Raw genomic sequence first — 19,725 nt, forward strand, 5'->3', positions numbered from 1 at the left:
GTATGAATGAACCCCGAAACCGGACGCGCAAGGTAACTCGCAAGGCTGGCCCGCCCGAGCCCGCCGACCAGCAGCCGGTCTTCCAGGCCCCGGACAGAGAGCCCGCCCGAGAGAGCCGTTCCGGTTCCGAGTCGGAGGGCGGCCAGTCCAAGCGCCGCGACGGCGCGCACGACTCCGACGGTGAGCGCGGCAACGGGGGCAACCGCTCCTCCCGCGGCCGTCGCGGGCGCGGCCGGGGCCGTGGTAACGGCGGCAACGGCGGAAACGGTGGTGGCAACCGCCGCAACCCGATGAAGTCGATGCAGGGCGCGGACCTGACCAAGCGCCTGCCGGCGCCGCCGAAGGCCCCGCAGAACGGCCTGCGCATCTACGCGCTCGGCGGCATCTCCGAGATCGGCCGCAACATGACCGTGTTCGAGTACAACGGCCGACTCCTCATTGTCGACTGCGGCGTGCTCTTCCCGAACTCCGGCGAGCCGGGCGTGGACCTCGTCCTGCCCGACTTCGGCCCGATCGAGAACCGCCTGGACAAGGTCGAGGCGCTCGTGGTCACGCACGGCCACGAGGACCACATCGGCGCGATCCCGTGGCTGCTGAAGCTGCGCCCGGACATCCCGATCTACTCCTCGCGCTTCACCAACGCCCTGATCTCGGCGAAGACGCAGGAGCACCGCCAGCGCCCGAAGCTGCACGAGGTGAACAAGGACTCCGAGGTCAACCTCGGCCCGTTCCGCCTGCGCTTCTGGCACGTCAACCACTCCATCCCGGAGTGCCTGGGCGTGTCCATCAAGACGGGTGCCGGCCACGTTGTCATGACGGGCGACATCAAGCTCGACCAGACGCCTTACGACGGCAAGCCGACCGACCTGCCCGCCCTGTCCCGCTTCGGCGATGAGGGCGTCGACCTGTTCATGTGCGACTCCACGAACGCGACCGTCCCGGGCATCTCGGTGTCCGAGGCGGGCATCGAGGAGACGCTGACGCGGCTGGTCGCCCGGGCGAAGCAGCGCGTGATCATCGCCTCCTTCGCGTCGAACGTCTCGCGTGTGCAGATGGCGGTCAACGCCGCCGTGGCCAACGGCCGCAAGGTGGCGTTCAACGGCCGCTCGATGATCCGCAACATGGAGATCGCGGAGAAGATGAGCCTGCTGAAGGCCCCGAAGGGCACGATCGTGCCGATCGAGGAGGCCGCGAAGATGGCGCCGCACAAGGTGCTGCTCATCACCACGGGCACCCAGGGCGAGCCGATGGCGGCGCTGTCGCGCATGTCGCGCCGCGAGCACCGGCAGATCACGGTGCGCGACGGCGACCTGATCATCCTGTCCTCCTCGCTCATCCCGGGCAACGAGGAGGCGGTGTTCGCCGTGATCAACAACCTCGCGCAGATCGGGGCCGAGGTGGTCACCAACGCAGACGCGCACGTGCACGCCTCCGGCCACGGCTACGCCGGCGAGCTGCTCTTCCTCTACAACGCGGCGCGCCCGCGCAACGCCATGCCGGTCCACGGCGAGTGGCGCCACATGCGCGCCAACAAGGAGCTGGCCATCTCCACGGGCGTCAAGCCCGAGAACACGGCGCTGGCGCAGAACGGCGTCGTGGTGGACATGATCGACGGCAAGATCAAGGTTGTCGGCCAGTACCAGGTGGGCCAGCTCTACGTCGACGGCGAGACGATGGGTGACGTCGACCCCGACGTGCTCGCCGACCGCACGAGCCTGGCCTCGGGCGGCGTCGTCTCGATCACCTGCGTCATCGACGACCGCACCGGCCGCCTCCTGGAGGCCCCGCGCGTGTCCACCACCGGTTTCTCGGAGGACGACCGCGACTTCAACAAGAAGGTCGTCGAGGGCGTGGAGACGGTCATGGGCGACCTCGCCGCGGAAGGGGAGAACGACCCCTACCGCATGGTCCAGCAGCTGCGCCGCAAGGTCTCGCGCGCGATCCAGCAGAAGTACAAGCGCGAGCCGGTGATCCTGCCGACCGTCGTCCCGATGGCCGCGGACAACGCGCCGGTCGACGACGAGGACGTCGCCGCCTCCCGCGAGTCCCTCTAACCACGGCGAGATAATGGGCCCCGGCGTTATGCTGGGGCCCATGTCTTTTGCTCAAACAGAACGCCAGCGTCTCGCGCAATTGCTTCTCGACGTCGGACCCGACGCCCCGACCCTGTGCGAAGGCTGGCTGACCCGCGATCTCGCCGCCCACCTCTTCATCCGCGAGAACCGGCCGGCCGCCGCGCTCGGCATTTTCGCGCCGCCGCTGTCGGGCGTGCTGGAGAAGGAGACGCGGAAGCAAAAGGCGCGACCCTACGGCGAGCTGGTCCGGGCGTGGGCGGCGGGTCCGCCGCTGCCGCTGCGCCCAGTGGACTCCGCGATGAACACCGCGGAGAACTTCATCCACCACGAAGACGTCCGCCGCGGGGACGGGGTGGCTCGGCCGAGGCGGTTTAGCGGTGTCGTCGACAAGCAGCTGCTGGGCGCGGCCGCGATGATGGGGAAGATGACGCTGCGCGGCGTGGGTGTGCCCGTGATCCTGACGCCGCCGGCGCTGCCTCCGGTGACCGTCGGCGGGGCGCGCGCGGTGGCGGAGCGCGGAGATGACGTCGTGCGCGTTGCCGGCGAGCCCGGCGAGCTGCTGCTGTGGATCTCCGGCCGGAAGGCCGTCGAGGTGCGGGTGAAGGGGCCCGGGGAGCTCGTAAAGAAGGCGGAAGTCAAGCTGAGGGTCTAGACGCGGGGAAGAGGTTCTCGGCCTCCCGACGGTGTGGCGCGTGTGGGATACGGGGCGGAAGGTACTAGTGTTACAACCATGTCTGTCAAAAACTCCGCGCACCGCACCTCCGGGCGCCCGCCGTCTGGCCCCCGCGGCCGGGAACGTGCCGGGCGCCCCACCACGTCGTGGCACGGCGGCCCGTCCTCGATGACGCACCCGCCCACCTCGACGATGGTCGCGGCGGAGACCTCCGAGGAGCGCGTGGGCTCGGCCTACCGCGTGGTGGGGGACTCCCTCGGCGCTGCCGCGCGAGGGACTGCGCGGGGGGTGCGCTCGGTGGCCTCACTGTTCGGGGGCCGGCGCAGGGCCGGGGGACCGGAGCGTACGGACGAGCGCGACGATGACATGGATGATTTTTTCAAGGAGGACGTGGACACGCGGGCGACGCACGAGGAAACGGACGAACCCCGGGAGGCCGGTGAGCCGACCAACCGGGCGGACCTGTGGGGCCTGCTCATCATCGGGCTGGCGGCGGTCATCGGCGCGTCCGTGTGGCTCAATATCGCGGGCCCCGTCGGCCACGTGATCGGGGAGGGCGTGCACTGGGTCATCGGTGCAGGCGCTCTGATTCTGCCGGTGGCGCTCGTCGCGGCGGCGGTCGCCCTCATGCTGGACGTGCGGCACGACCCGGCGGTGCGCACCCGCGTCTGCGTGGGCATCGCCATCATCGCCGTCGGCATGCTCGGCCTCGTGCACGTCCTGGCGGGCAACCCCGCGGACTGGGAGGGCCGCAAGGTCGCCGGCGGCGCGATCGGAGCTCTGCTCGGCGGGAGCCTCGCGGCTGGTTTCTCCTCCTACGTCGCGGTGCCGCTGCTCGCCCTCGTCATCGTGTACGGGGCCCTGAAGACCACGGGGATCACCGTGCGGGAAGCCTACGACTACACGGCGGCGGCCCTGCGCTCCGCCTTTGGCTCCGGCGACACCCCGGACCCGGAGGACAGCGACGATCCGTACGAAGGCGTGGACGGGGAGCTCGACTCCATCGCCGCGGGCCGCGAGCTCCGCGCCCCGGTCAGCAGAGTCGCCACCCCGAGCCGCCACACCGAAAGGGTGCGCCCGGCGCCGCGGCGCCGTACCCCGATGGACAACTACCCCGCGCGCGAGGAGTCCCGCGGGGACGCCGCAGACGCTGCGGCCCCGGAGGTGGGATCGACGCGGATCCTCGGGCGGCGCCGCGACCGCACCGCCAACCTCTTCGACGAGCCCGCCGGGGCAGGGGAGGAGGCGCGCTCCGCTGCGCCCACCCCTGTCGCCCCGGACGTTGACGGACCGGAGCACGTCGAGGAAGCGGATGAGAACGCAACGAAGGTCCTGCGGCGCCCGGAGGGGCGTCGTGAAGCGGCGGCGGACGCCGTGGAGCAGTCGCGCGAGTCGATGCGCCAGGCGATCATCGCCCGCAGCGGCATCGACGCCTCGGCAATCCCCGCGACCACCCCGAAATCCGAGCTGGACAAGGACGTGCCGGCGCCCGCCCCCCGTACGCCCGAGACGCGCTCGGACTACGACGTGCCCTCGACCGACCTGCTCGTGCCCGGCGCCGCGCCGAAGACGCGCACCGAGGCCAACGACCGGATGATCGAGGCGATCACCGACGTCTTCGACGAGTTCAAGGTCGACGCCCAGGTGACGGGCTTCTCGCGCGGCCCGACAGTGACCCGCTACGAGGTCGAGCTGGGCCCGGGCGTGAAGGTCTCGAAGATCACCAACCTACAGTCCAACCTCGCCTACGCCGTGGCCACCGACAACGTGCGCCTGCTCACCCCGATCCCGGGCAAGTCGGCCGTGGGCATCGAGGTGCCGAACATGGATCGCGAGATGGTGCGGCTTCGCGACGTCCTCGACGCGCCCAAGGTGGCCGCCGACCACGACCCCATGCTCATCGGCCTGGGCAAGGACATCGAGGGCGAGTTCATCGCCTCCAGCGTGCAGAAGATGCCGCACCTCCTCGTCGCCGGCTCCACCGGCTCGGGTAAGTCGGCCTTCGTCAACTCCCTGCTCATCTCGCTGCTGACGCGCGCCACTCCCGAGGAGGTGCGCCTCATCCTCATCGACCCGAAGATGGTGGAGCTGACTCCGTACGAGGGCATCCCGCACCTCATCACCCCCATCATCACGCAGCCGAAGAAGGCGGCCGCCGCGCTGCAGTGGCTCGTGGAGGAGATGGAGCAGCGCTACATGGACATGAAGTCCGCGCGCGTGCGCCACATCAAGGACTTCAACCGCAAGGTCCGCTCCGGCGAGCTGCAGGCGCCCCCCGGTTCGGAGCGCGAGATGCGCCCGTACCCCTTCATCGTCTGTGTCGTCGACGAGCTCGCCGACCTCATGATGACGGCGCCGAAGGAGATCGAGGAGTCGATCGTGCGCATCACCCAGAAGGCGCGCGCCGCCGGCATCCACCTGGTGCTCGCCACGCAGCGCCCGTCCGTCGATGTGGTCACCGGCCTGATCAAGACGAACGTGCCGTCGCGCCTGGCCTTCGCCACGTCCTCGCTGACGGACTCGCGCGTCATCCTCGACCAAGCCGGCGCCGAGAAGCTCATCGGCATGGGTGACGGCCTGTTCATCCCGCAGGGCGCGGGCAAGCCGCAGCGGCTGCAGGGCGCCTTCGTCACCGATGAGGAGATCCAGGCCGTCGTCGAGGCGGCGAAGGCGCAGGACGAGCCCGACTACGTCGAGGGCGTCACCGAGGACAAGTCCGCCGAGAGCAAGGTCATCGACGACGACATCGGCAAGGACATGGACGACCTGCTCGAGGCCGTCGAGCTCGTGGTTACCTCCCAGCTCGGTTCGACCTCCATGCTGCAGCGCAAGCTGCGCATCGGCTTCGCCAAGGCGGGCCGTCTGATGGACCTCATGGAGTCGCGCGGCGTCGTCGGCCCCTCCGAGGGCTCGAAGGCCCGCGAGGTGCTGGTCAAGCCCGACGAGCTCGACACGATCATCTGGATGATCAAGGGCGCGGACCCCGCCGAGGCCCCCAAGGACGCGCTTGACGACGACAACGGCGGCGCCACCGGGGACAACACCAGCGTCGTCGAGGCGACCTACAACCCGACCGGCGGGGCGTTCTAGGCCCGCTTGGGTGCCGGGAGGGGCGTCGCCAAGCGTGCGTGCCCGCGTGCTGTAGGCTGGCACACGCATTGGAGGGGAGTACCCCGAAAACGCCACGGGCCGTCAGCACGGCGCTCGCGAGAGCCCCGGCCCGGGCGGCCCCGCCGAACGGTGGGGTGGGGGAGACCTCCGGTCATGTCAGCATCCCCTTTTTGACCGGAGGTTCTTTTCATGGACGTTCCCTTTTGGATCTGGGCGGTCGCAGGCGCCGTCATCCTCGGATTTTTCGTCTTCGACTTCGCCACCCACGTCCGCCAGGCCCACGAGCCATCGCTGAAGGAGGCGGGCTTCTGGACGGTCTTCTACATGGCCATGTCCGCCGTGTGCGGCGGCGTGATCTGGTGGCTGTGGGACACCGAGCACGGCGTGCAGTACTTCACCGGCTACATCACCGAGCTGGCGCTGTCGGTGGACAACCTGTTCGTCTTCGCGCTCATCATGGGCTCGTTCCGCATCCCCCGGAAGTACCAGCAGAAGGTACTCCTGCTCGGCATCATCATCGCCCTGGTGTGCCGACTGGTGTTCATCCTGCTCGGCGCGGCGATCATCCAGGCCTGGTCGGACGTGTTCTACCTCTTCGCCATCTTCCTGCTGTACACGGCGATCAAGCTGCTCTGGGACGAGGCGACGGACCAGCCCGAGTCCGACCCGAACGACATGGCGGTGGTCAAGGCCCTGCGCAAGGTCATCCCGGTGACGAAGTCCTACCACGGCGACAAGCTGTTCTCGCGGACGAAGGCCGGCAAGCGGGCCGCGACGCCGCTGTTCGTGGCGCTGCTGGCGATCGGCTTCATCGACGTCATGTTCGCCTTCGACTCCATCCCCGCGATCTACGGCATCACCTCCGAGGCGTTCATCGTCTTCACCGCCAATGCCTTCGCCCTGATGGGCCTGCGCCAGATGTTCTTCCTGCTCTCCGGGCTTCTCGACCGCATCGTCTACCTGCCCTACGGCCTGGGCATCATCCTCGGCTTCATCGGTGTCAAGCTCCTGCTGCACGCCCTGCACGAGAACAACCTGCCCTTCATCAACGGCGGGGAGAACGTCCACGTGCCCGAGGTCAGCACAGTCCTGTCGCTCGCCGTGATCGTCGGCGTGCTCGCGCTCACCGTCATCGCCTCCCTGATCAAGGGCCGCATCGACATCGCGGCCGGGCGCCGCGAAACCGGCGGCCCGAGCTGGCACATCGACTACGACGACCACGGCAACCGCCGCAAGGTGGACAGCCACGGCAACCACCTAGAATGGATCGACGACCCGGCCACCTCCGGCCGCGGCGACCATACCGCCACCGGGTCGCGCGACACGGAGCACCTCGACGTCTCCCGGGGAGGCGGGAAGAAGTAGCGCGGCGGTAGGTACATTGGAGACGTGAGCACTCCGACCCCCGCTGCGACACCGTCGAACTGGAACCTGCCCAATGTTCTGACGTCGCTGCGCATTCTCTTCGTCCCTGTTTTCGCCTGGCTTGTGCTGGCTCACCACTGGTGGTGGGCTTTCGGCTTGTTCGCCGTGCTCATGGCCACGGACAAGCTCGACGGCGACATTGCCCGAGCGAGAGGCCTGGTGACGGACTTCGGCAAGATCGCCGACCCGATCGCGGACAAGGCGCTGATGATCACGGCGCTGGTCACGCTGAACATCGCCTCCACGCTGCCGGTGTGGATCACGGTGGTCATCGTGGTGCGCGAACTCGGCATCACGCTGTGGCGGATGTGGATGCTTCGCCGCGGCAAGGTCGTGCCGGCCTCGAAGGGCGGCAAGCTCAAGACGGTCCTGCAGTCTCTCGGCGTGGCGCTCTACCTGTGCCCGCTGCCGGGGTGGATGGACGTGCCGACTCTGCTGGTCATGCTCGTCGCCGTCGCGGTGACCGTCATCACCGGAATCCAGTACCTCCTCGACGCAAGGAAAGCCAATGTCTGAGCTCGCTTCTTCGCTTATCGACGCCCTCCGCCGGCGCAACCAGACCATCTGCTTCTGCGAGTCCCTGACGGCTGGCCTGGCCGCCGCGACCCTCGCCGAGGTCGCCGGCGCTTCCGACGTGCTGCGCGGTGGCCTGGTGACGTACGCGACCGACCTGAAGGAAACCCTCGCCCACGTTCCTGCGGAGGTGCTCGCCGAGCACGGGCCGGTTTCTCCCGTCACCGCGCGGGAGATGGCGCGCGGCGCGCGAAAGGTGTGCGGCGCGGACTGGGCCGTCGCGATCACCGGCGTGGCGGGCCCGGACCCGCAAGACGGGCACCAGGTCGGCGAGGTCTGGGTCGGCCTGGCGGGGCCGCTGTGGACGGCATCGTCGGCGGCTGCGGAGCTCGTCGAGCACTCCCGCGGGCGATTCGCGCTGGTGCCGGGCGCTCCCGAGCCGGTGCGAGTATTGGCGGGGGACAGGGCCGCCATCCGCGCCTCGGCCGTGGAGGCCGCCCTTGTGGGAGCGCTGACCGGGGTGCGGGAACAAAAGCAGTCTGAGGATCGTTGACGCTTCTGATGGCAACGACAACTCTTCTCCTCGATCACCCGGTAGCCCCGCACCGCCCGGTGAGCGCGCCCCGTGGGGTGCGCCGCACGGCGCAACGTGAGACCCTCCTGCGCGAGGCGCTGGGCATGTCCCTGCGCGCCTACCGGGCGGACAAGGGGGTCACCCTGCGCAACCTCGCAGCCCAGGCGCGCGTGTCTTCCGGTTACCTGTCGGAGCTCGAGCGCGGCCGCAAGGAGGTGTCCTCCGAGCTGCTGCAGTCGATCTGCGAGGCCCTGGACACCACGGTCGCGGAGGTGCTCCTCGACGCAGTCTCGAACCTCTCCCTCCACTCCATTGCCGATGAGCTGGAACACGCTGCTCCGGCCGCCGCGGAAGCCTAGCTGTGACTAGGATTGGCTAGCGGTTACTGACAAAACACCACGAAAGGCGACACCTCGACATGGCTAACCCATTTTCCAAGTTCTGGAACTACCTGATGGCACTTTTCGACAGCAAGATCGAGGAGAACGCCGACCCGAAGATCCAGATCGAGCAGGCCATCAGCGAGGCGCAGCGCCAGCACCAGGCGCTGTCCCAGCAGGCCGCCGCCGTGATCGGCAACCAGCGCCAGCTTGAGATGCAGCTCAACCGCCGCCTCGAGGAGGTGGAGAAGCTCCAGGCCAACACCCGCCAGGCGCTGCAGCTCGCCGACAAGGCCCGCGGCGAGGGTGATGCCCAGAAGGCGCAGGAGTACGAGAACGCCGCCGAGGCTTTCGCGGCTCAGCTCGTCACCGCCGAGCAGTCCATCGAGGACACCAAGAACCTCCACGACCAGGCCCTGCAGCAGGCCGCCCAGGCCAAGCAGGCGGTCGAGCGCAACGCCGCGCACCTGCAGCAGCAGGTGGCCGAGCGCTCCAAGCTGCTCTCCCAGCTGGAGCAGGCGAAGATGCAGGAGAAGGTCTCCGAGACCATGCAGTCGATGAACGCGATCACCTCCGGCACCCCGAACCTGGACCAGGTGCGCGAGAAGATCGAGCGCCGCTACGCCAATGCTCTCGGCCAGGCCGAGCTCGCGCAGAACTCCATCCAGGGCCGCATGGCCGAGGTCGAGCAGGCGGGCATCCAGATGGCCGGCCACGGCCGCCTCGAGCAGATCCGCGCCGAGATGGCCGGGGAGCTCACCTCCGGGGCGAAGCCGGCCATCGAGAAGGGCGAGGACACCTCCTCCAACGCCGCCGAGGCCCCCGCTGCCGGCACCGACGTCTCCAGCGACGCCGTCGCGCAGCGCATGCGCGAGCTGCGCGGCGAGTAGTCCCCCTCTACTCACACACCGCGACACGACTGCACCCGGGCGTTATCCGCCCGGGTGCATTTCTCTTTCGGGGGTGTTCGCTAGTCGCCGGCCCCGCGCGCCATGAGCGCCTCGCCGACCGACTGGGCCCGCTTGACGGAGCGGATCACCACCGGCGTGCCGAAGGCCGCGAGCGAGAGACCCGCGCCCCGCGCCTTTCGGGCCTGCAGCACCTCGTCGACGGTGGCGAACATCAGGGGGATAAGGCGGATGGTCAGGGCGATGGCGAGGCTGATCGTCTCCACGGGCACGCCGATGCGGGCCAGCGGCGCCATGTTGCGCTCGAGGGCCTCGAGCAGCTCCTCGACGGTCGTTGTGAGCGTCAGAAGGTTGGCCGCGGCGAGGGTTGCGAGCAGCCCCAGCGTCGTCGTCGAGGCCCGCGGCAGCCCGTTCTGCCACCACAGGTACGCCCCGAGCAGCGCGATGAGGGGAGCGACCGGGCCGAGCTGCCGCGCGGCGACGCCCGCGGGGATGCGGGCCAGGGCGTACAGCAGCACGACGAAGACCAGGGCGCACGCGCCGTGCCACGGCCGAGTTGGCAGGACCGTCACCGTGAGGATGAACACCAGGAGGGCGACGAACTTCGCCGTCGGTGCGGCACGGTGGACCGCGGTGGTGCCGGGGACGTAGACGCCGAGAGGAACCTCGCGGATCACAGTGGCTCCCCGTCCATCGGGTCGTCCATCAGGCGCAGGTAGGTGTCGATGGCGGCGTCGGGAGTGCCGTCGTAAAGCAGTGTGCCCCGGTTGAGGCAGAGGACGCGGTCGAAGCCGCGCAGCATCTCGAGGTCGTGGGTGACCACAATGAGCTGCTGCTCCAGGCTGTCGAGCTCGCGGATGATGCGGCGGCGGTTGCGCAGGTCGAGAAGCGTGGTGGGCTCGTCGGCGATGACGGTGTCCGGCTCGATGACCAGGACCGCGGCCAGCGCGAGGAGCTGCTTCTCGCCGCCGGAGAGGGTGTGGGGGGAGTTCTCCGCGCGATCCGCCAGCCCGAAACGTTCCAGGACAGCCTCGACGCGGGCACGGACCTCCGCGCGGGGGAGCTTGAAGCGGCGCAGCGAGAACGCGACGTCGTCGGCCACGCGGGGCATGACGATCTGCGACTCCGCGTCCGAGAAAACGAACCCGACGCGGCGGCGGACGGCTCTGCCGTCGGAGGCGGGGGAGGTGCCGTCGTAAAGCACCGTGCCCTCGGTCGGCTCGACGAGGCCGTTGATCATCCTGACCAGCGTCGATTTGCCCGAACCGTTCGAACCGATGATGCCGATGCGGCGCTCCCGCAGCTCCAGGTCGAGCGGGGAGAGGACCGTCGTGCCCTCGTAGGTCACGCCCGCACCCGCGAAGGTGATGGCGGGCACTCTAGCGCGATTCCTTGCGCAGCAGATGCGGGAAGGCGGTGTGCACGCCGATGGCGATGGCGACCATCACGGCCATCTCGATCGCGTCCGTGGGGATGAACGGCAGCTGCGCCTTCGCGGCACCCGCGGCGTCGAGGTCGGCGCGGAACATCAGCCCGATCGCGCCCATCACGTACTCGATGGCGAGGCCGAGGTAGCCGGCCACAGCGAACAGCGCCGCCTTCACGGCCTTCGGCTTATCGACGACCCGGGCGGCGATCACCCCGGCCACGGGCACGGCGACCAGGTAGCTCAGTACGTAGCCGATCGTCGGGCTGCCCAGGGCGAAGATGGTGGTGCGCCCGCCCGCGAGCACGGGGAGGAACAGGCCGATGAGCAGGAACAGGCCGGTGGCGTAGAAGCCGCGGCGGGGTCCGAGGACGAGCGCGGCGAGGATCACGGCGGTGTTCTGCAGGAGGATGGGCACCCCGGCCACACCGACGGGGACGGCGACGAAGCCGAGGGCAATGATGAGGGCGGCGAAAACGGCGACGTAGGCGAGGTCGGAGGTGCGCGCGGCGGCTCCGGAGGAAGAGGATCGAGTTGTCATGGCGGAAACTCTACTTGAACGGTGTTCAAGCGGCGCTTTTTCGGTCGGCTAGAACGTTGTGGAACGGGCGGCGCGTATATTTGGCCGCATGCGACTGACCGAGTTTGAGCAACGCGTCGAGGACGAGTTCGGCCCCGCCCGGGCCGGGTGGGTCGTGGAATCCCAGGTCTTACCCGGGCGCGGCGCGACCGCGAAGGAGCTCATCGAACGTGGGGTCGACCCGGCGGAGGCCTGGGAGGGGCTGTGCGAGGCCTACGACATCCCTGAGGAGCGCCGTCTGGGCGTCGACAGGCCCGGGTGGTAAGTGCCCGCCCCTCACGGGATGATTTCGAACGTTTTTGCGTGTATTGTCGAGCCGGTGACGGCGCGGCGTATATCTTTGAATTCGATCCCGGCGGCAGCGGTGCAAGGCGCGCAGGGAACCGTGCGCCCCACTTTGCCAGTCTAAGTAGACGGACAGTGTCGACACGGCTGGCGCGATCCACGGCGACCCGCGGACCCGCCCGAGAAATGCCCGAAAGATGTGAGGAGAACCATGGCTACGAAGAAGAAGACCGCCGCGGCCGGCGGGGACCGGAAGAACGCGCTCGACGCGGCGCTGGCGATGATCGAGAAGGACTTCGGCAAGGGCGCCATCATGCGTCTGGGTGACGAGAACCGCCCGCCCATCCAGTCGATTTCCTCGGGCAACACCGCCATCGACGTCGCGCTGGGCATCGGCGGCTGGCCGCGCGGCCGCGTCGTGGAGATCTACGGCCCGGAGTCCTCCGGTAAGACGACCGTGGCGCTGCACGCCATCGCCTCCGCCCAGCGCGCCGGCGGCATCGCGGCGTTCATCGACGCCGAGCACGCGCTCGACCCCGATTACGCGCGCAAGCTCGGCGTGGACACGGACAACCTGCTCGTGTCCCAGCCGGACACCGGCGAGCAGGCGCTCGAGATCGCCGACATGCTGGTGCGCTCGGGCGCGATTGACATCATCGTCATCGACTCCGTGGCGGCGCTGACGCCGAAGGCGGAGATCGAGGGCGAGATGGGCGACTCCCACGTCGGCCTCCAGGCCCGCCTGATGTCCCAGGCGCTGCGCAAGATGACCGGCGCGCTCTACAACTCGGGCACCACCGCCATCTTCATCAACCAGCTGCGCGAGAAGATCGGCGTCATGTTCGGCTCCCCGGAAACGACCACCGGCGGCAAGGCGCTAAAGTTCTACGCCTCGGTGCGCTGCGACGTGCGGCGCATCCAGACGCTGAAGGACGGCCAGGACTCCATCGGCAACCGCACCCGCCTCAAGGTGGTGAAGAACAAGGTCTCCCCGCCGTTCAAGGTCGCCGAGTTCGACATCATGTACGGCGAGGGCATCTCGCGCGAGTCCTCCATCATCGACATGGGCGTGGACAACGGCCTGGTGAAGAAGTCCGGCTCCTGGTTCACCTACGAGGGCGACCAGCTCGGCCAGGGCAAGGAGAAAGCGCGCATCTTCCTGAAGGAAAACCCGGACGTGGCCAATGAGATCGAGGACAAGATCTTCCAGAAGCTCGGCGTCGGCGCTTACGTCAACGCGGCGGCGTCCGACGAGCTGACGGACGATCCCGTGGACATGGTGCCCAACATCGACTTCGACGAGGAGGACGACGATCTCGTCGGCGGGGGTGACGAGTAAGAACCGTGGCCGCCCCGGATCCGGAAAAGCTGCAGAGACTCCAGGCGGCGCTGGACGCCTACGAGGCGGGCGAGGCCGGCGGGGCGCTGTTCGACCGCGCCGCCGAGGAAGCCCTGGCCCCTGTGCGCAAGCGCGCGCTCGGGCTGCTGGACCAGCGAGCCCGCTCGCGCCAGGAGCTCCGCGAGAGGCTCCTGCGCGCCGAGTTCGAGGACGCCCTCGTCGACCGCGTCCTCGACGACCTCGAGCGCACCGGGCTGCTGGACGACGCTGCCTTCGCCCGCGAATGGGTCCGCCAGCGCGCCGCCCGCCGCGGGAAATCCGCCAAGGCGCTCGACCTCGAGCTGCAGGCGAAGGGGGTGGGAGCCCCGCAGCGCGCGGAGGCGCTGGAACAGATCAGCGCCGAGGACGAGGAGGCGACCGCCCGCGCCGTGGCCGAGAAGAAGGCCCGGGGCGTGAAGGCGCCGCCCGCGGACAGGGCCGAGTACGACGCCCACCTGCGCCGCATCGTCGGGGTCATGGCACGGCGCGGCTACGTCGGGGGGATGAGCATGCGGCTCGGCCGCGAGGTGCTCGACCAGCGCATCGAGGAGCTCGGAGGCGACTGACGGCGCTGTGCCGGCCCCTGTCCCCGCTACTCGTCGGGGTTGTCGATCTTGACGTAGCCCGGCGTGTGCCAGTCCACCGTGGCGTTGTCCTTCGTGTCCAGGCCCTGGTGGGCCGCCACGGGGACCTTGGCGAAGGGGTTGCGCCGCGCGCGCCCGGCCCGCAGCTGGGCCTCGACGCGCACCGCGAGCCGCGTCAGGGCGTAGTTGATCAGGATCATGATCAGCGCCACCACGATGAGCGAGGGGATGTAGTTCTTGTTCGCCGAGGCCACCTGCGTGCCCGAGCGGACAACCTCCACGTAGCCGATCTGGTAGCCCAGGGCGGAGTCCTTCAGGGCGATGACGATCTGCGCGATCAGCGCCGGCAGCATCGCGGCGACCGACTGCGGCAGGAGAATCCTCCACAGGGTCTGCGAGTGCGTCAGGCCCAGGGCCTGGGCGGCCTCGGTCTGGCCGCGGGGCAGCGAGCGGATCCCGGCGCGCAGAATCTCCGCGATGACGGCGCCATTGTAGAGCGTGAGCGCCACGACGACCGCCCAGAACGCCAGGCCTCGCGGCGGCACCACCTTGAAGACGGCGAAGAACTGGTAGAGGAAGATCATCAGCATCAGCACCGGGATGGCGCGGAAGAACTCGATGATCACTCCGCAGGCCCAGCGCACCACGCGGAATTCGGCGAGGCGCCCCAGCCCGAAGACAACGCCGAACACGAGCGCGAAGAGGATGCTGAGCAGGGCGGCCTTCAAGGTGCCCCACAGGCCCGGCAGGATGTAGGTGCGCCAGGTGCGGGAATCGAGGAAGGGCTGCCACTTCTCGGCGGTGAGCTGGCCGTTGTCGGCCAGTCGGGCCAGCACCCACCAGGCGGCCAGCGCGAGCACGACGAGGGCCAGCGCGGTGTAGATGCGGTTGCGACGGACAGCGCGGGGGCCGGGGGCGTCGTAAAGCACTGTTGCTCGAACGGACATTAGCGCCTCACCGCCAGACGCTCGGAGGCCCAGCCGAGGGCGAGGCCCATGGGCAGGGTGAGGATGATGAAGCCGAGAGCGAAGACGCCGAAGATGACGAAGAGCTGGCTGGCGTGGAACTCGATGGTCGACTTCATCAGCAGCGAGGCCTCGGCGACGCCGATGACGGAGGCGACCGTCGTGTTCTTCGTCAGGGCGATGAGGGTGTTGCCCAGCGGGACGATGGCCGCGCGCAGCGCCTGCGGGAAGATGACCAGGGAGAAGATCTGGCCGAAGCTCAGGCCCAGCGAGCGGGCGGCCTCGGCCTGTCCGAAGTGGACGGTGTTGATGCCGCTGCGAAGCGATTCCGCCACGAAGCACGAGGTGTAGAGGATGAAGCCGAGCACCGCCAGGCGGAAGTTCTGGTCCGCGATGAAGGTGCTGGAGTCGCGGCTGGCCAGCTGGAGGCCGAGGTTCTGGTAGAGCCCGAAGGAGCAGAACAGGACCACGAGGGTGAGCGGGGTGTTGCGCACCGTCTCGATGTAGAAGGTGGCCAGCCCGCGCAGGACGCCGACGGGGGAGACCCGCATGGCCGTGAGGATCGTGCCGAGGATCATCGAGCCTAGGGCGGAATAGACCGTCAGCTTGATCGTGGTGAAGAAAGCCGGCCAGAGCTTGGGTAGCAGGTCGGCCCAGAGGGCGTCCATCGCGGGTTCTCCTTCGGGTGTGGGGCGTGTGCCGGGGTTCTAGAGGAAGGACAGGTCGCCCGGCTTGTCCTCGGAGACGCCGACGCCGCCCTCGAGGTTCTCGTCGACGAACTTCTGGAAGGAGCCGTCGGAGTACATCGCCTCGAGCGCCTTGTTGATGGCGTCGACGGCCTCGGAGTCATCCTTGGTCACGCCGATGCCGTAGTGCTCGTTGGTGAAGGGCGCGCCGTCCTTCTCCAGCTCGACGACGGTGAAGTCGCCGGGGGACTGGGCGGAGTAGCCGCCGAGGATCGTTGCGTCTGTGGTCAGGGCGTCGACGTTGCCGTTGCGCAGCGCCTCGACGCAGGAGGAGTAGGTGTCGTACTCCTGCAGCTGGACGCCGGGCAGGGCGTCCTTGACCTTCTGGGCCGGGGTCGAGCCGGTCACCGAGCAGAGGATGCGTCCGTCGAGATCGTCGAGGCCCTTGATGCCCGACTCGTCGGAGCGGACCAGCAGGCCCTGGTGGGTGAGCAGGTACGGCCCGCCGAAGCTGACGGCCTCGGCGCGGGACTTGTTGATGGAGTACGTGGCGCCGATCGCGGCGACCTCCCCGTTCTGGATCAGGGTCTCGCGCTGAGCGGACGGGGTCTCGCGCCAGGTGATCTCCGGGTGCTCCCAGCCCTTGTCGTCGGCGATGGAGTTGACCACGTAGGTCAGAACGTCGACGTCGAGGCCAGACATGGAGCCGTCGCCCTCGCGCAGGCCGAGGCCCGGCTGGTCGTACTTGGTGCCGAGGGTGACCTGGCCGGCCTCGATCTGGGCGAGCAGCCCGTCGCCGCCGGTCTCCCCGCCGCCGCAGGCGGCGAGGGTGGTTGCGGCGAGCACGGCGGCTGCGGCGGAGGCGAGGGAGCGGAAGGTGCGGTTCATCGTTGTCTCCTTTTACTGGGGGTTGAGCTATCTGGGGGCTGGTCTGGAAAACGCGGCGGGAAAACTAGTGGGGCAGGATCTTGCCCAGGAAATCCCGGGCGCGCTCGGAGGCCGGGGCGCTGAAGAAGGTCTGGGGGTCGGAGTCCTCGACGATCTCCCCGTCGGCCATGAACAGGATCCGGTCGGCGACCTTGTGGGCGAAGCCCATCTCGTGGGTCACCACGACCATGGTCATGCCGGAACGGGCGAGCTCGGTCATCACGTCGAGCACCTCGCCGACCATCTCGGGGTCCAGGGCGGAGGTGGGTTCGTCGAAAAGCATGACCTTGGGCTCCATGGCCAGCGCCCGCGCGATGGCGACGCGCTGCTGCTGGCCACCCGAGAGCTGGGCGGGGTACTTGTCCGCCTGGTTGGCGATGCCGACGCGCTCGAGCAGCTCGTTCGCGCGGCGCTCGGCGTCCGCCTTGGACATCTTGCGCACCTTCACCGGCCCGAGCGTGACGTTGTCGCGGATGGTCAGGTGCGGGAACAGGTTGAACTGCTGGAACACCATGCCGACGTCGGCGCGCAGCTTGGCCAGCTCCCGGCCCTCCTCGGGCAGGCGCTTGCCGTCGATCTCGATCGAACCCTTCTCGATGGTTTCGAGGCGGTTGATCGTGCGACACAGGGTGGACTTGCCGGATCCGGAGGGGCCGAGCACAACGACGACCTGGCCGCGAGGCACGTCGAGGTTGATGTCTTTCAGGGCGTGGAAGTCGCCGAAGTACTTGTCCACGCCTGCGATGCGGATCATGGGTTCAGACGCCTGTGTCATGAATCTAACTCTTACACGGTGCCTGTGATGTAATTCATGGGAACGCCCAGATATTTTGCAGGACGCTCTAAAGGTGCTGGACAGCGCGCGCGAGGGGGTGGCTTTGCGCAGTTAGGACTACACCCGGGCCAGCGATAGACTGGGCCACCGTGACAGAGCAACTTTCCACGCGGGAACGCACGCTTGACGACGCCACTCCGGCCCGCACCTACGAGGTGCGCACCTTCGGCTGCCAGATGAACGTCCACGACTCCGAGCGCCTCTCCGGCCTGCTCGAGGAGGCGGGCTACGTCGCGGCCGCCGAGGGCGCCGAGCCCGACCTGGTGGTCTTCAACACCTGCGCGGTGCGCGACAACGCGGACCAGCGCCTGTACGGCTCGCTGGGCCAGCTCAAGCACACGAAGGGCCGCCACCCCGGCATGCAGATCGCCGTCGGCGGCTGCCTGGCCCAGAAGGACCGGGACACGGTGGTGGAGAAGGCGCCGTGGGTGGATGCGGTCTTCGGCACCCACAACATCTCGGCCCTGCCCGCGCTTTTGGAGCGCGCCCGCGTCAACGACGAGGCGCAGGTGGAGATCGTCGAGGCGCTCGAGGTCTTCCCCTCGGTGCTGCCCGCCAAGCGCGAGTCCTCCTACGCCGGGTGGGTGTCCATCTCCGTGGGCTGCAACAACACCTGCACGTTCTGCATCGTGCCGAGCCTGCGCGGCAAGGAACAGGACCGCCGCCCCGGCGACATCCTCGCCGAGGTGCAGGCGCTGGTGGACCAGGGCGTGAGCGAGGTGACGCTCCTGGGCCAGAACGTCAACGCCTACGGGGTCAACTTCGTCGACGAAGACCTGGAGCGCGACCGCTCCGCCTTCTCCAAGCTGCTGCGCGCCTGCGGGCAGATCGAGGGGCTCGAGCGGGTGCGCTTCACCTCGCCGCACCCCGCGGAGTTCACCTCGGACGTCATCGACGCGATGGCGGAGACCCCCAACGTGTGCCCGCAGCTGCACATGCCGCTGCAGTCCGGCTCCGACCGCGTGCTCAAGGAAATGCGCCGGTCGTACCGCTCGAAGAAGTTCCTGGCCATCCTCGACGAGGTGCGCGAGAAGCTGCCGCACGCCGCGATCACCACCGACATCATCGTCGGCTTCCCCGGCGAGACCGAGGAGGACTTCCAGGCAACCCTCGACGTGGTGGAGAAGGCCCGGTTCACCTCGGCGTTCACCTTCCAGTACTCGCCGCGCCCGGGCACCCCGGCCGCCGAGATGGATGAGCAGCTGCCCAAGGATGTCGTCCAGGAGCGCTTCGAGCGCCTGCTCGCGCTGCAGGAGCGCATCAGCGCCGAGGAGAACGCCAAGCTGGTTGGCACGGAGCAGGAGCTCCTCGTCCAGGCCGGCGGCGGGCGGAAGAACGACGAGACCCACCGCATGTCCGGCCGCGCCCGCGACGGCCGGCTCGTACACTTCCGCGCCGAGGGCAACCTGCACGGGGAGATCCGCCCCGGCGACGTCGTCCGGGTGACGGTGACGGACTCGAAGCCGCACTACCTCATCGCCGACGCCGGGGTGATCAGCCACCGGCGCACGAAGGCGGGGGACAACTCCGCCGCCGGAACCGTGCCCACCACTGCGCCCGTCGGCGTCGGCCTGGGCCTGCCCACCGTGGGCCGGCCGCCCGCCGCCCCGGCGGCGGATTCAGCCTGCTGCAGCACGCGGGGCTAGAGTCGGGGCCAGCGTTGTACCCGGGAAAGACTGGAGGTCCGGAGATGGCGGAAGAGAAGGAAAGCGCGCAGGACCTGGCGCGGCAGGAGCGTGAGGCGTCGAAAAGCGTCGACCTCGGCACGTCGCGCTGGGTGCTGCTGGGCTGTGTAGTCGCGTACCTCGTCGCGCTGTTCCTGCCGTTTGCGGCCGACGCGAGCGGCTGGCAGGTCCTGGTGCCGGGCGAGGCCTCGCGGCAGGCGCAGGTGAAGGTCACCGAGCACCTCTTCGTCTGGTTCAGCTTCCTCGGCCTCGCGGTGCTCACCTCCCTGGTGGTGGCAACGAAGCGCTTCGCGCTCGCCGCCCCCGGGTGGATGGCCACGACGATCGCCCTCATCCTCTCGCTGCTCGCGGTGTGGCTGCGCCGCTCGAGCGCGACCTACGACGCCGGGCTGCACCACGGCCCCGGTATCTACCTGGCGATTGCGGCGGTGGCGGTGGCGGTGTTCGCCTACATCCCCGTCGTCGTTCGGCGCACGCCCGCGCAGAGGGAGCTCGCCGAGCGGCTGCGCAACGCGGACCAGTACGACGACGTCGCCAGGGCGCAGGCGAGCGCCGCGATCTCGCGCGGGGAGGACAACCCCCTGCTTGTCGACGACCGCCGGGCCCGCGCCGCCGAGAGGCACCGCCGCCACGAGTAGTGGAGGCCCCGGCGGGGCAGTAGGCAAGGGTTCACGCTCAGTTAGCCCGCCGTCCACCCGGGCGGGATAAGGTCCGC

At 69.0% G+C, this 19,725-nt stretch carries 20 protein-coding genes; 13 read left to right on the top strand and 7 right to left on the bottom strand.

The window, feature by feature from the left end:
* The first annotated feature begins 2 nt into the window (after nucleotides 1-2).
* From DYZ02_RS00125 to DYZ02_RS00160, 8 genes are all read left to right on the top strand, one after another.
* A complete protein-coding gene (locus DYZ02_RS00125) occupies nucleotides 3-2,054 on the top strand; it encodes a ribonuclease J (protein WP_115684453.1) in 2,052 nt (683 codons plus the stop codon).
* Between the two features lie 40 nt (nucleotides 2,055-2,094).
* A complete protein-coding gene (locus tag DYZ02_RS00130) occupies nucleotides 2,095-2,727 on the top strand; it encodes a TIGR03085 family metal-binding protein (protein ID WP_115686288.1) in 633 nt (210 codons plus the stop codon).
* Between the two features lie 78 nt (nucleotides 2,728-2,805).
* Nucleotides 2,806-5,838, top strand: coding sequence for a DNA translocase FtsK (locus DYZ02_RS00135; protein ID WP_115684454.1), 3,033 nt, complete (start codon nucleotides 2,806-2,808; stop codon nucleotides 5,836-5,838).
* 210 nt (nucleotides 5,839-6,048) lie between these two features.
* The gene (locus DYZ02_RS00140) at nucleotides 6,049-7,224 is read left to right on the top strand and encodes a TerC family protein (protein ID WP_115684455.1); all 1,176 of its coding nucleotides are present in this window, start codon (nucleotides 6,049-6,051) and stop codon (nucleotides 7,222-7,224) included.
* A gap of 24 nt (nucleotides 7,225-7,248) precedes the next feature.
* Entirely contained in the window at nucleotides 7,249-7,800 is a 552-nt protein-coding gene (gene pgsA / locus DYZ02_RS00145) for a CDP-diacylglycerol--glycerol-3-phosphate 3-phosphatidyltransferase (RefSeq protein WP_425450987.1), read from the top strand.
* On the top strand, nucleotides 7,793-8,350 hold the full coding sequence (locus DYZ02_RS00150) for a CinA family protein (protein ID WP_115684457.1): 558 nt from the start codon (nucleotides 7,793-7,795) through the stop codon (nucleotides 8,348-8,350). Before pgsA ends, DYZ02_RS00150 begins: the two co-directional genes overlap by 8 nt.
* Before the next feature lie 8 nt (nucleotides 8,351-8,358).
* Complete coding sequence (locus DYZ02_RS00155; protein WP_115684458.1) at nucleotides 8,359-8,730, top strand: helix-turn-helix domain-containing protein; 372 nt, start codon at nucleotides 8,359-8,361, stop codon at nucleotides 8,728-8,730.
* A gap of 59 nt (nucleotides 8,731-8,789) precedes the next feature.
* Nucleotides 8,790-9,641: a PspA/IM30 family protein gene (locus tag DYZ02_RS00160; RefSeq protein WP_115684459.1), complete on the top strand. Its 852-nt coding sequence runs from the start codon at nucleotides 8,790-8,792 to the stop codon at nucleotides 9,639-9,641.
* Nucleotides 9,642-9,721: 80 nt separating this feature from the next.
* On the opposite strand, the gene DYZ02_RS00165 is transcribed toward DYZ02_RS00160, so the two are convergent.
* Genes DYZ02_RS00165 through DYZ02_RS00175 form a run of 3 tightly spaced genes read right to left on the bottom strand, consistent with a single transcriptional unit; the run spans nucleotide 9,722 to nucleotide 11,626 of the window.
* The gene (locus DYZ02_RS00165) at nucleotides 9,722-10,336 is read right to left on the bottom strand and encodes an energy-coupling factor transporter transmembrane component T family protein (protein WP_115684460.1); all 615 of its coding nucleotides are present in this window, start codon (nucleotides 10,334-10,336) and stop codon (nucleotides 9,722-9,724) included.
* Nucleotides 10,333-11,037, bottom strand: a complete 705-nt coding sequence (locus tag DYZ02_RS00170; RefSeq protein ID WP_115684461.1) for an energy-coupling factor ABC transporter ATP-binding protein — start codon at nucleotides 11,035-11,037, stop codon at nucleotides 10,333-10,335. Before DYZ02_RS00170 ends, DYZ02_RS00165 begins: the two co-directional genes overlap by 4 nt.
* Nucleotide 11,038: 1 nt before the next feature.
* Nucleotides 11,039-11,626, bottom strand: a complete 588-nt coding sequence (locus tag DYZ02_RS00175) for a biotin transporter BioY (RefSeq protein ID WP_115684462.1) — start codon at nucleotides 11,624-11,626, stop codon at nucleotides 11,039-11,041.
* A gap of 88 nt (nucleotides 11,627-11,714) precedes the next feature.
* On the opposite strand from DYZ02_RS00175, the gene DYZ02_RS00180 reads away from it, so the two are divergent.
* From DYZ02_RS00180 to recX, 3 genes are all read left to right on the top strand, one after another.
* On the top strand, nucleotides 11,715-11,930 hold the full coding sequence (locus tag DYZ02_RS00180; protein WP_115684463.1) for a DUF3046 domain-containing protein: 216 nt from the start codon (nucleotides 11,715-11,717) through the stop codon (nucleotides 11,928-11,930).
* A 231-nt stretch (nucleotides 11,931-12,161) separates the two neighbouring features.
* Nucleotides 12,162-13,289, top strand: a complete 1,128-nt coding sequence (recA, locus tag DYZ02_RS00185; RefSeq protein WP_115684464.1) for a recombinase RecA — start codon at nucleotides 12,162-12,164, stop codon at nucleotides 13,287-13,289.
* Nucleotides 13,290-13,294: 5 nt separating this feature from the next.
* Entirely contained in the window at nucleotides 13,295-13,894 is a 600-nt protein-coding gene (gene recX / locus DYZ02_RS00190; RefSeq protein WP_115684465.1) for a recombination regulator RecX, read from the top strand.
* 26 nt (nucleotides 13,895-13,920) lie between these two features.
* Here recX and DYZ02_RS00195 read toward each other — a convergent pair whose 3' ends face one another.
* The 4 genes from DYZ02_RS00195 to gluA form a co-directional block, all read right to left on the bottom strand.
* Nucleotides 13,921-14,859, bottom strand: a complete 939-nt coding sequence (locus DYZ02_RS00195; protein WP_115684466.1) for an amino acid ABC transporter permease — start codon at nucleotides 14,857-14,859, stop codon at nucleotides 13,921-13,923.
* Nucleotides 14,859-15,545 (bottom strand): amino acid ABC transporter permease, encoded by a 687-nt coding sequence (locus DYZ02_RS00200; protein WP_115684467.1) that lies wholly within the window; start codon nucleotides 15,543-15,545, stop codon nucleotides 14,859-14,861. The genes DYZ02_RS00195 and DYZ02_RS00200 overlap by 1 nt, the downstream gene beginning before the upstream one ends.
* Nucleotides 15,546-15,584: 39 nt before the next feature.
* On the bottom strand, nucleotides 15,585-16,451 hold the full coding sequence (locus tag DYZ02_RS00205; protein ID WP_115684468.1) for a glutamate ABC transporter substrate-binding protein: 867 nt from the start codon (nucleotides 16,449-16,451) through the stop codon (nucleotides 15,585-15,587).
* A gap of 64 nt (nucleotides 16,452-16,515) precedes the next feature.
* Nucleotides 16,516-17,244, bottom strand: coding sequence for a glutamate ABC transporter ATP-binding protein GluA (gene gluA / locus DYZ02_RS00210; RefSeq protein ID WP_181896963.1), 729 nt, complete (start codon nucleotides 17,242-17,244; stop codon nucleotides 16,516-16,518).
* A 170-nt stretch (nucleotides 17,245-17,414) separates the two neighbouring features.
* Here gluA and miaB point away from each other — a divergent pair, with 170 nt between their 5' ends.
* Nucleotides 17,415-18,971 carry a tRNA (N6-isopentenyl adenosine(37)-C2)-methylthiotransferase MiaB gene (gene miaB, locus DYZ02_RS00215; RefSeq protein ID WP_281268955.1) on the top strand — a complete coding sequence of 519 codons (1,557 nt, stop codon included), beginning with the start codon at nucleotides 17,415-17,417 and terminating at the stop codon, nucleotides 18,969-18,971.
* 44 nt (nucleotides 18,972-19,015) lie between these two features.
* On the top strand, nucleotides 19,016-19,648 hold the full coding sequence (locus DYZ02_RS00220) for an Rv2732c family membrane protein (RefSeq protein ID WP_115684471.1): 633 nt from the start codon (nucleotides 19,016-19,018) through the stop codon (nucleotides 19,646-19,648).
* The last annotated feature ends 77 nt before the right edge of the window (nucleotides 19,649-19,725 follow it).

This window comes from Corynebacterium senegalense, from assembly GCF_900411315.1.
GTDB classification, from domain to species: Bacteria; Actinomycetota; Actinomycetes; order Mycobacteriales; family Mycobacteriaceae; genus Corynebacterium; species Corynebacterium senegalense.

What these genes read in the sequence shown, in the direction of transcription:
- DYZ02_RS00205 (WP_115684468.1), bottom strand. Translation starts at nt 16,451, where the DNA reads ATGAACCGCACCTTCCGCTCCCTCGCCTCCGCCGCAGCCGCCGTGCTC.
- recA (WP_115684464.1), top strand. Translation starts at nt 12,162, where the DNA reads ATGGCTACGAAGAAGAAGACCGCCGCGGCCGGCGGGGACCGGAAGAAC.
- DYZ02_RS00135 (WP_115684454.1), top strand. Translation starts at nt 2,806, where the DNA reads ATGTCTGTCAAAAACTCCGCGCACCGCACCTCCGGGCGCCCGCCGTCT.
- DYZ02_RS00160 (WP_115684459.1), top strand. Translation starts at nt 8,790, where the DNA reads ATGGCTAACCCATTTTCCAAGTTCTGGAACTACCTGATGGCACTTTTC.
- DYZ02_RS00125 (WP_115684453.1), top strand. Translation starts at nt 3, where the DNA reads ATGAATGAACCCCGAAACCGGACGCGCAAGGTAACTCGCAAGGCTGGC.
- gluA (WP_181896963.1), bottom strand. Translation starts at nt 17,244, where the DNA reads ATGATCCGCATCGCAGGCGTGGACAAGTACTTCGGCGACTTCCACGCC.
- DYZ02_RS00130 (WP_115686288.1), top strand. Translation starts at nt 2,095, where the DNA reads ATGTCTTTTGCTCAAACAGAACGCCAGCGTCTCGCGCAATTGCTTCTC.
- DYZ02_RS00180 (WP_115684463.1), top strand. Translation starts at nt 11,715, where the DNA reads ATGCGACTGACCGAGTTTGAGCAACGCGTCGAGGACGAGTTCGGCCCC.
- DYZ02_RS00150 (WP_115684457.1), top strand. Translation starts at nt 7,793, where the DNA reads ATGTCTGAGCTCGCTTCTTCGCTTATCGACGCCCTCCGCCGGCGCAAC.
- DYZ02_RS00220 (WP_115684471.1), top strand. Translation starts at nt 19,016, where the DNA reads ATGGCGGAAGAGAAGGAAAGCGCGCAGGACCTGGCGCGGCAGGAGCGT.
- DYZ02_RS00175 (WP_115684462.1), bottom strand. Translation starts at nt 11,626, where the DNA reads ATGACAACTCGATCCTCTTCCTCCGGAGCCGCCGCGCGCACCTCCGAC.
- DYZ02_RS00140 (WP_115684455.1), top strand. Translation starts at nt 6,049, where the DNA reads ATGGACGTTCCCTTTTGGATCTGGGCGGTCGCAGGCGCCGTCATCCTC.
- DYZ02_RS00200 (WP_115684467.1), bottom strand. Translation starts at nt 15,545, where the DNA reads ATGGACGCCCTCTGGGCCGACCTGCTACCCAAGCTCTGGCCGGCTTTC.
- DYZ02_RS00195 (WP_115684466.1), bottom strand. Translation starts at nt 14,859, where the DNA reads ATGTCCGTTCGAGCAACAGTGCTTTACGACGCCCCCGGCCCCCGCGCT.
- DYZ02_RS00155 (WP_115684458.1), top strand. Translation starts at nt 8,359, where the DNA reads ATGGCAACGACAACTCTTCTCCTCGATCACCCGGTAGCCCCGCACCGC.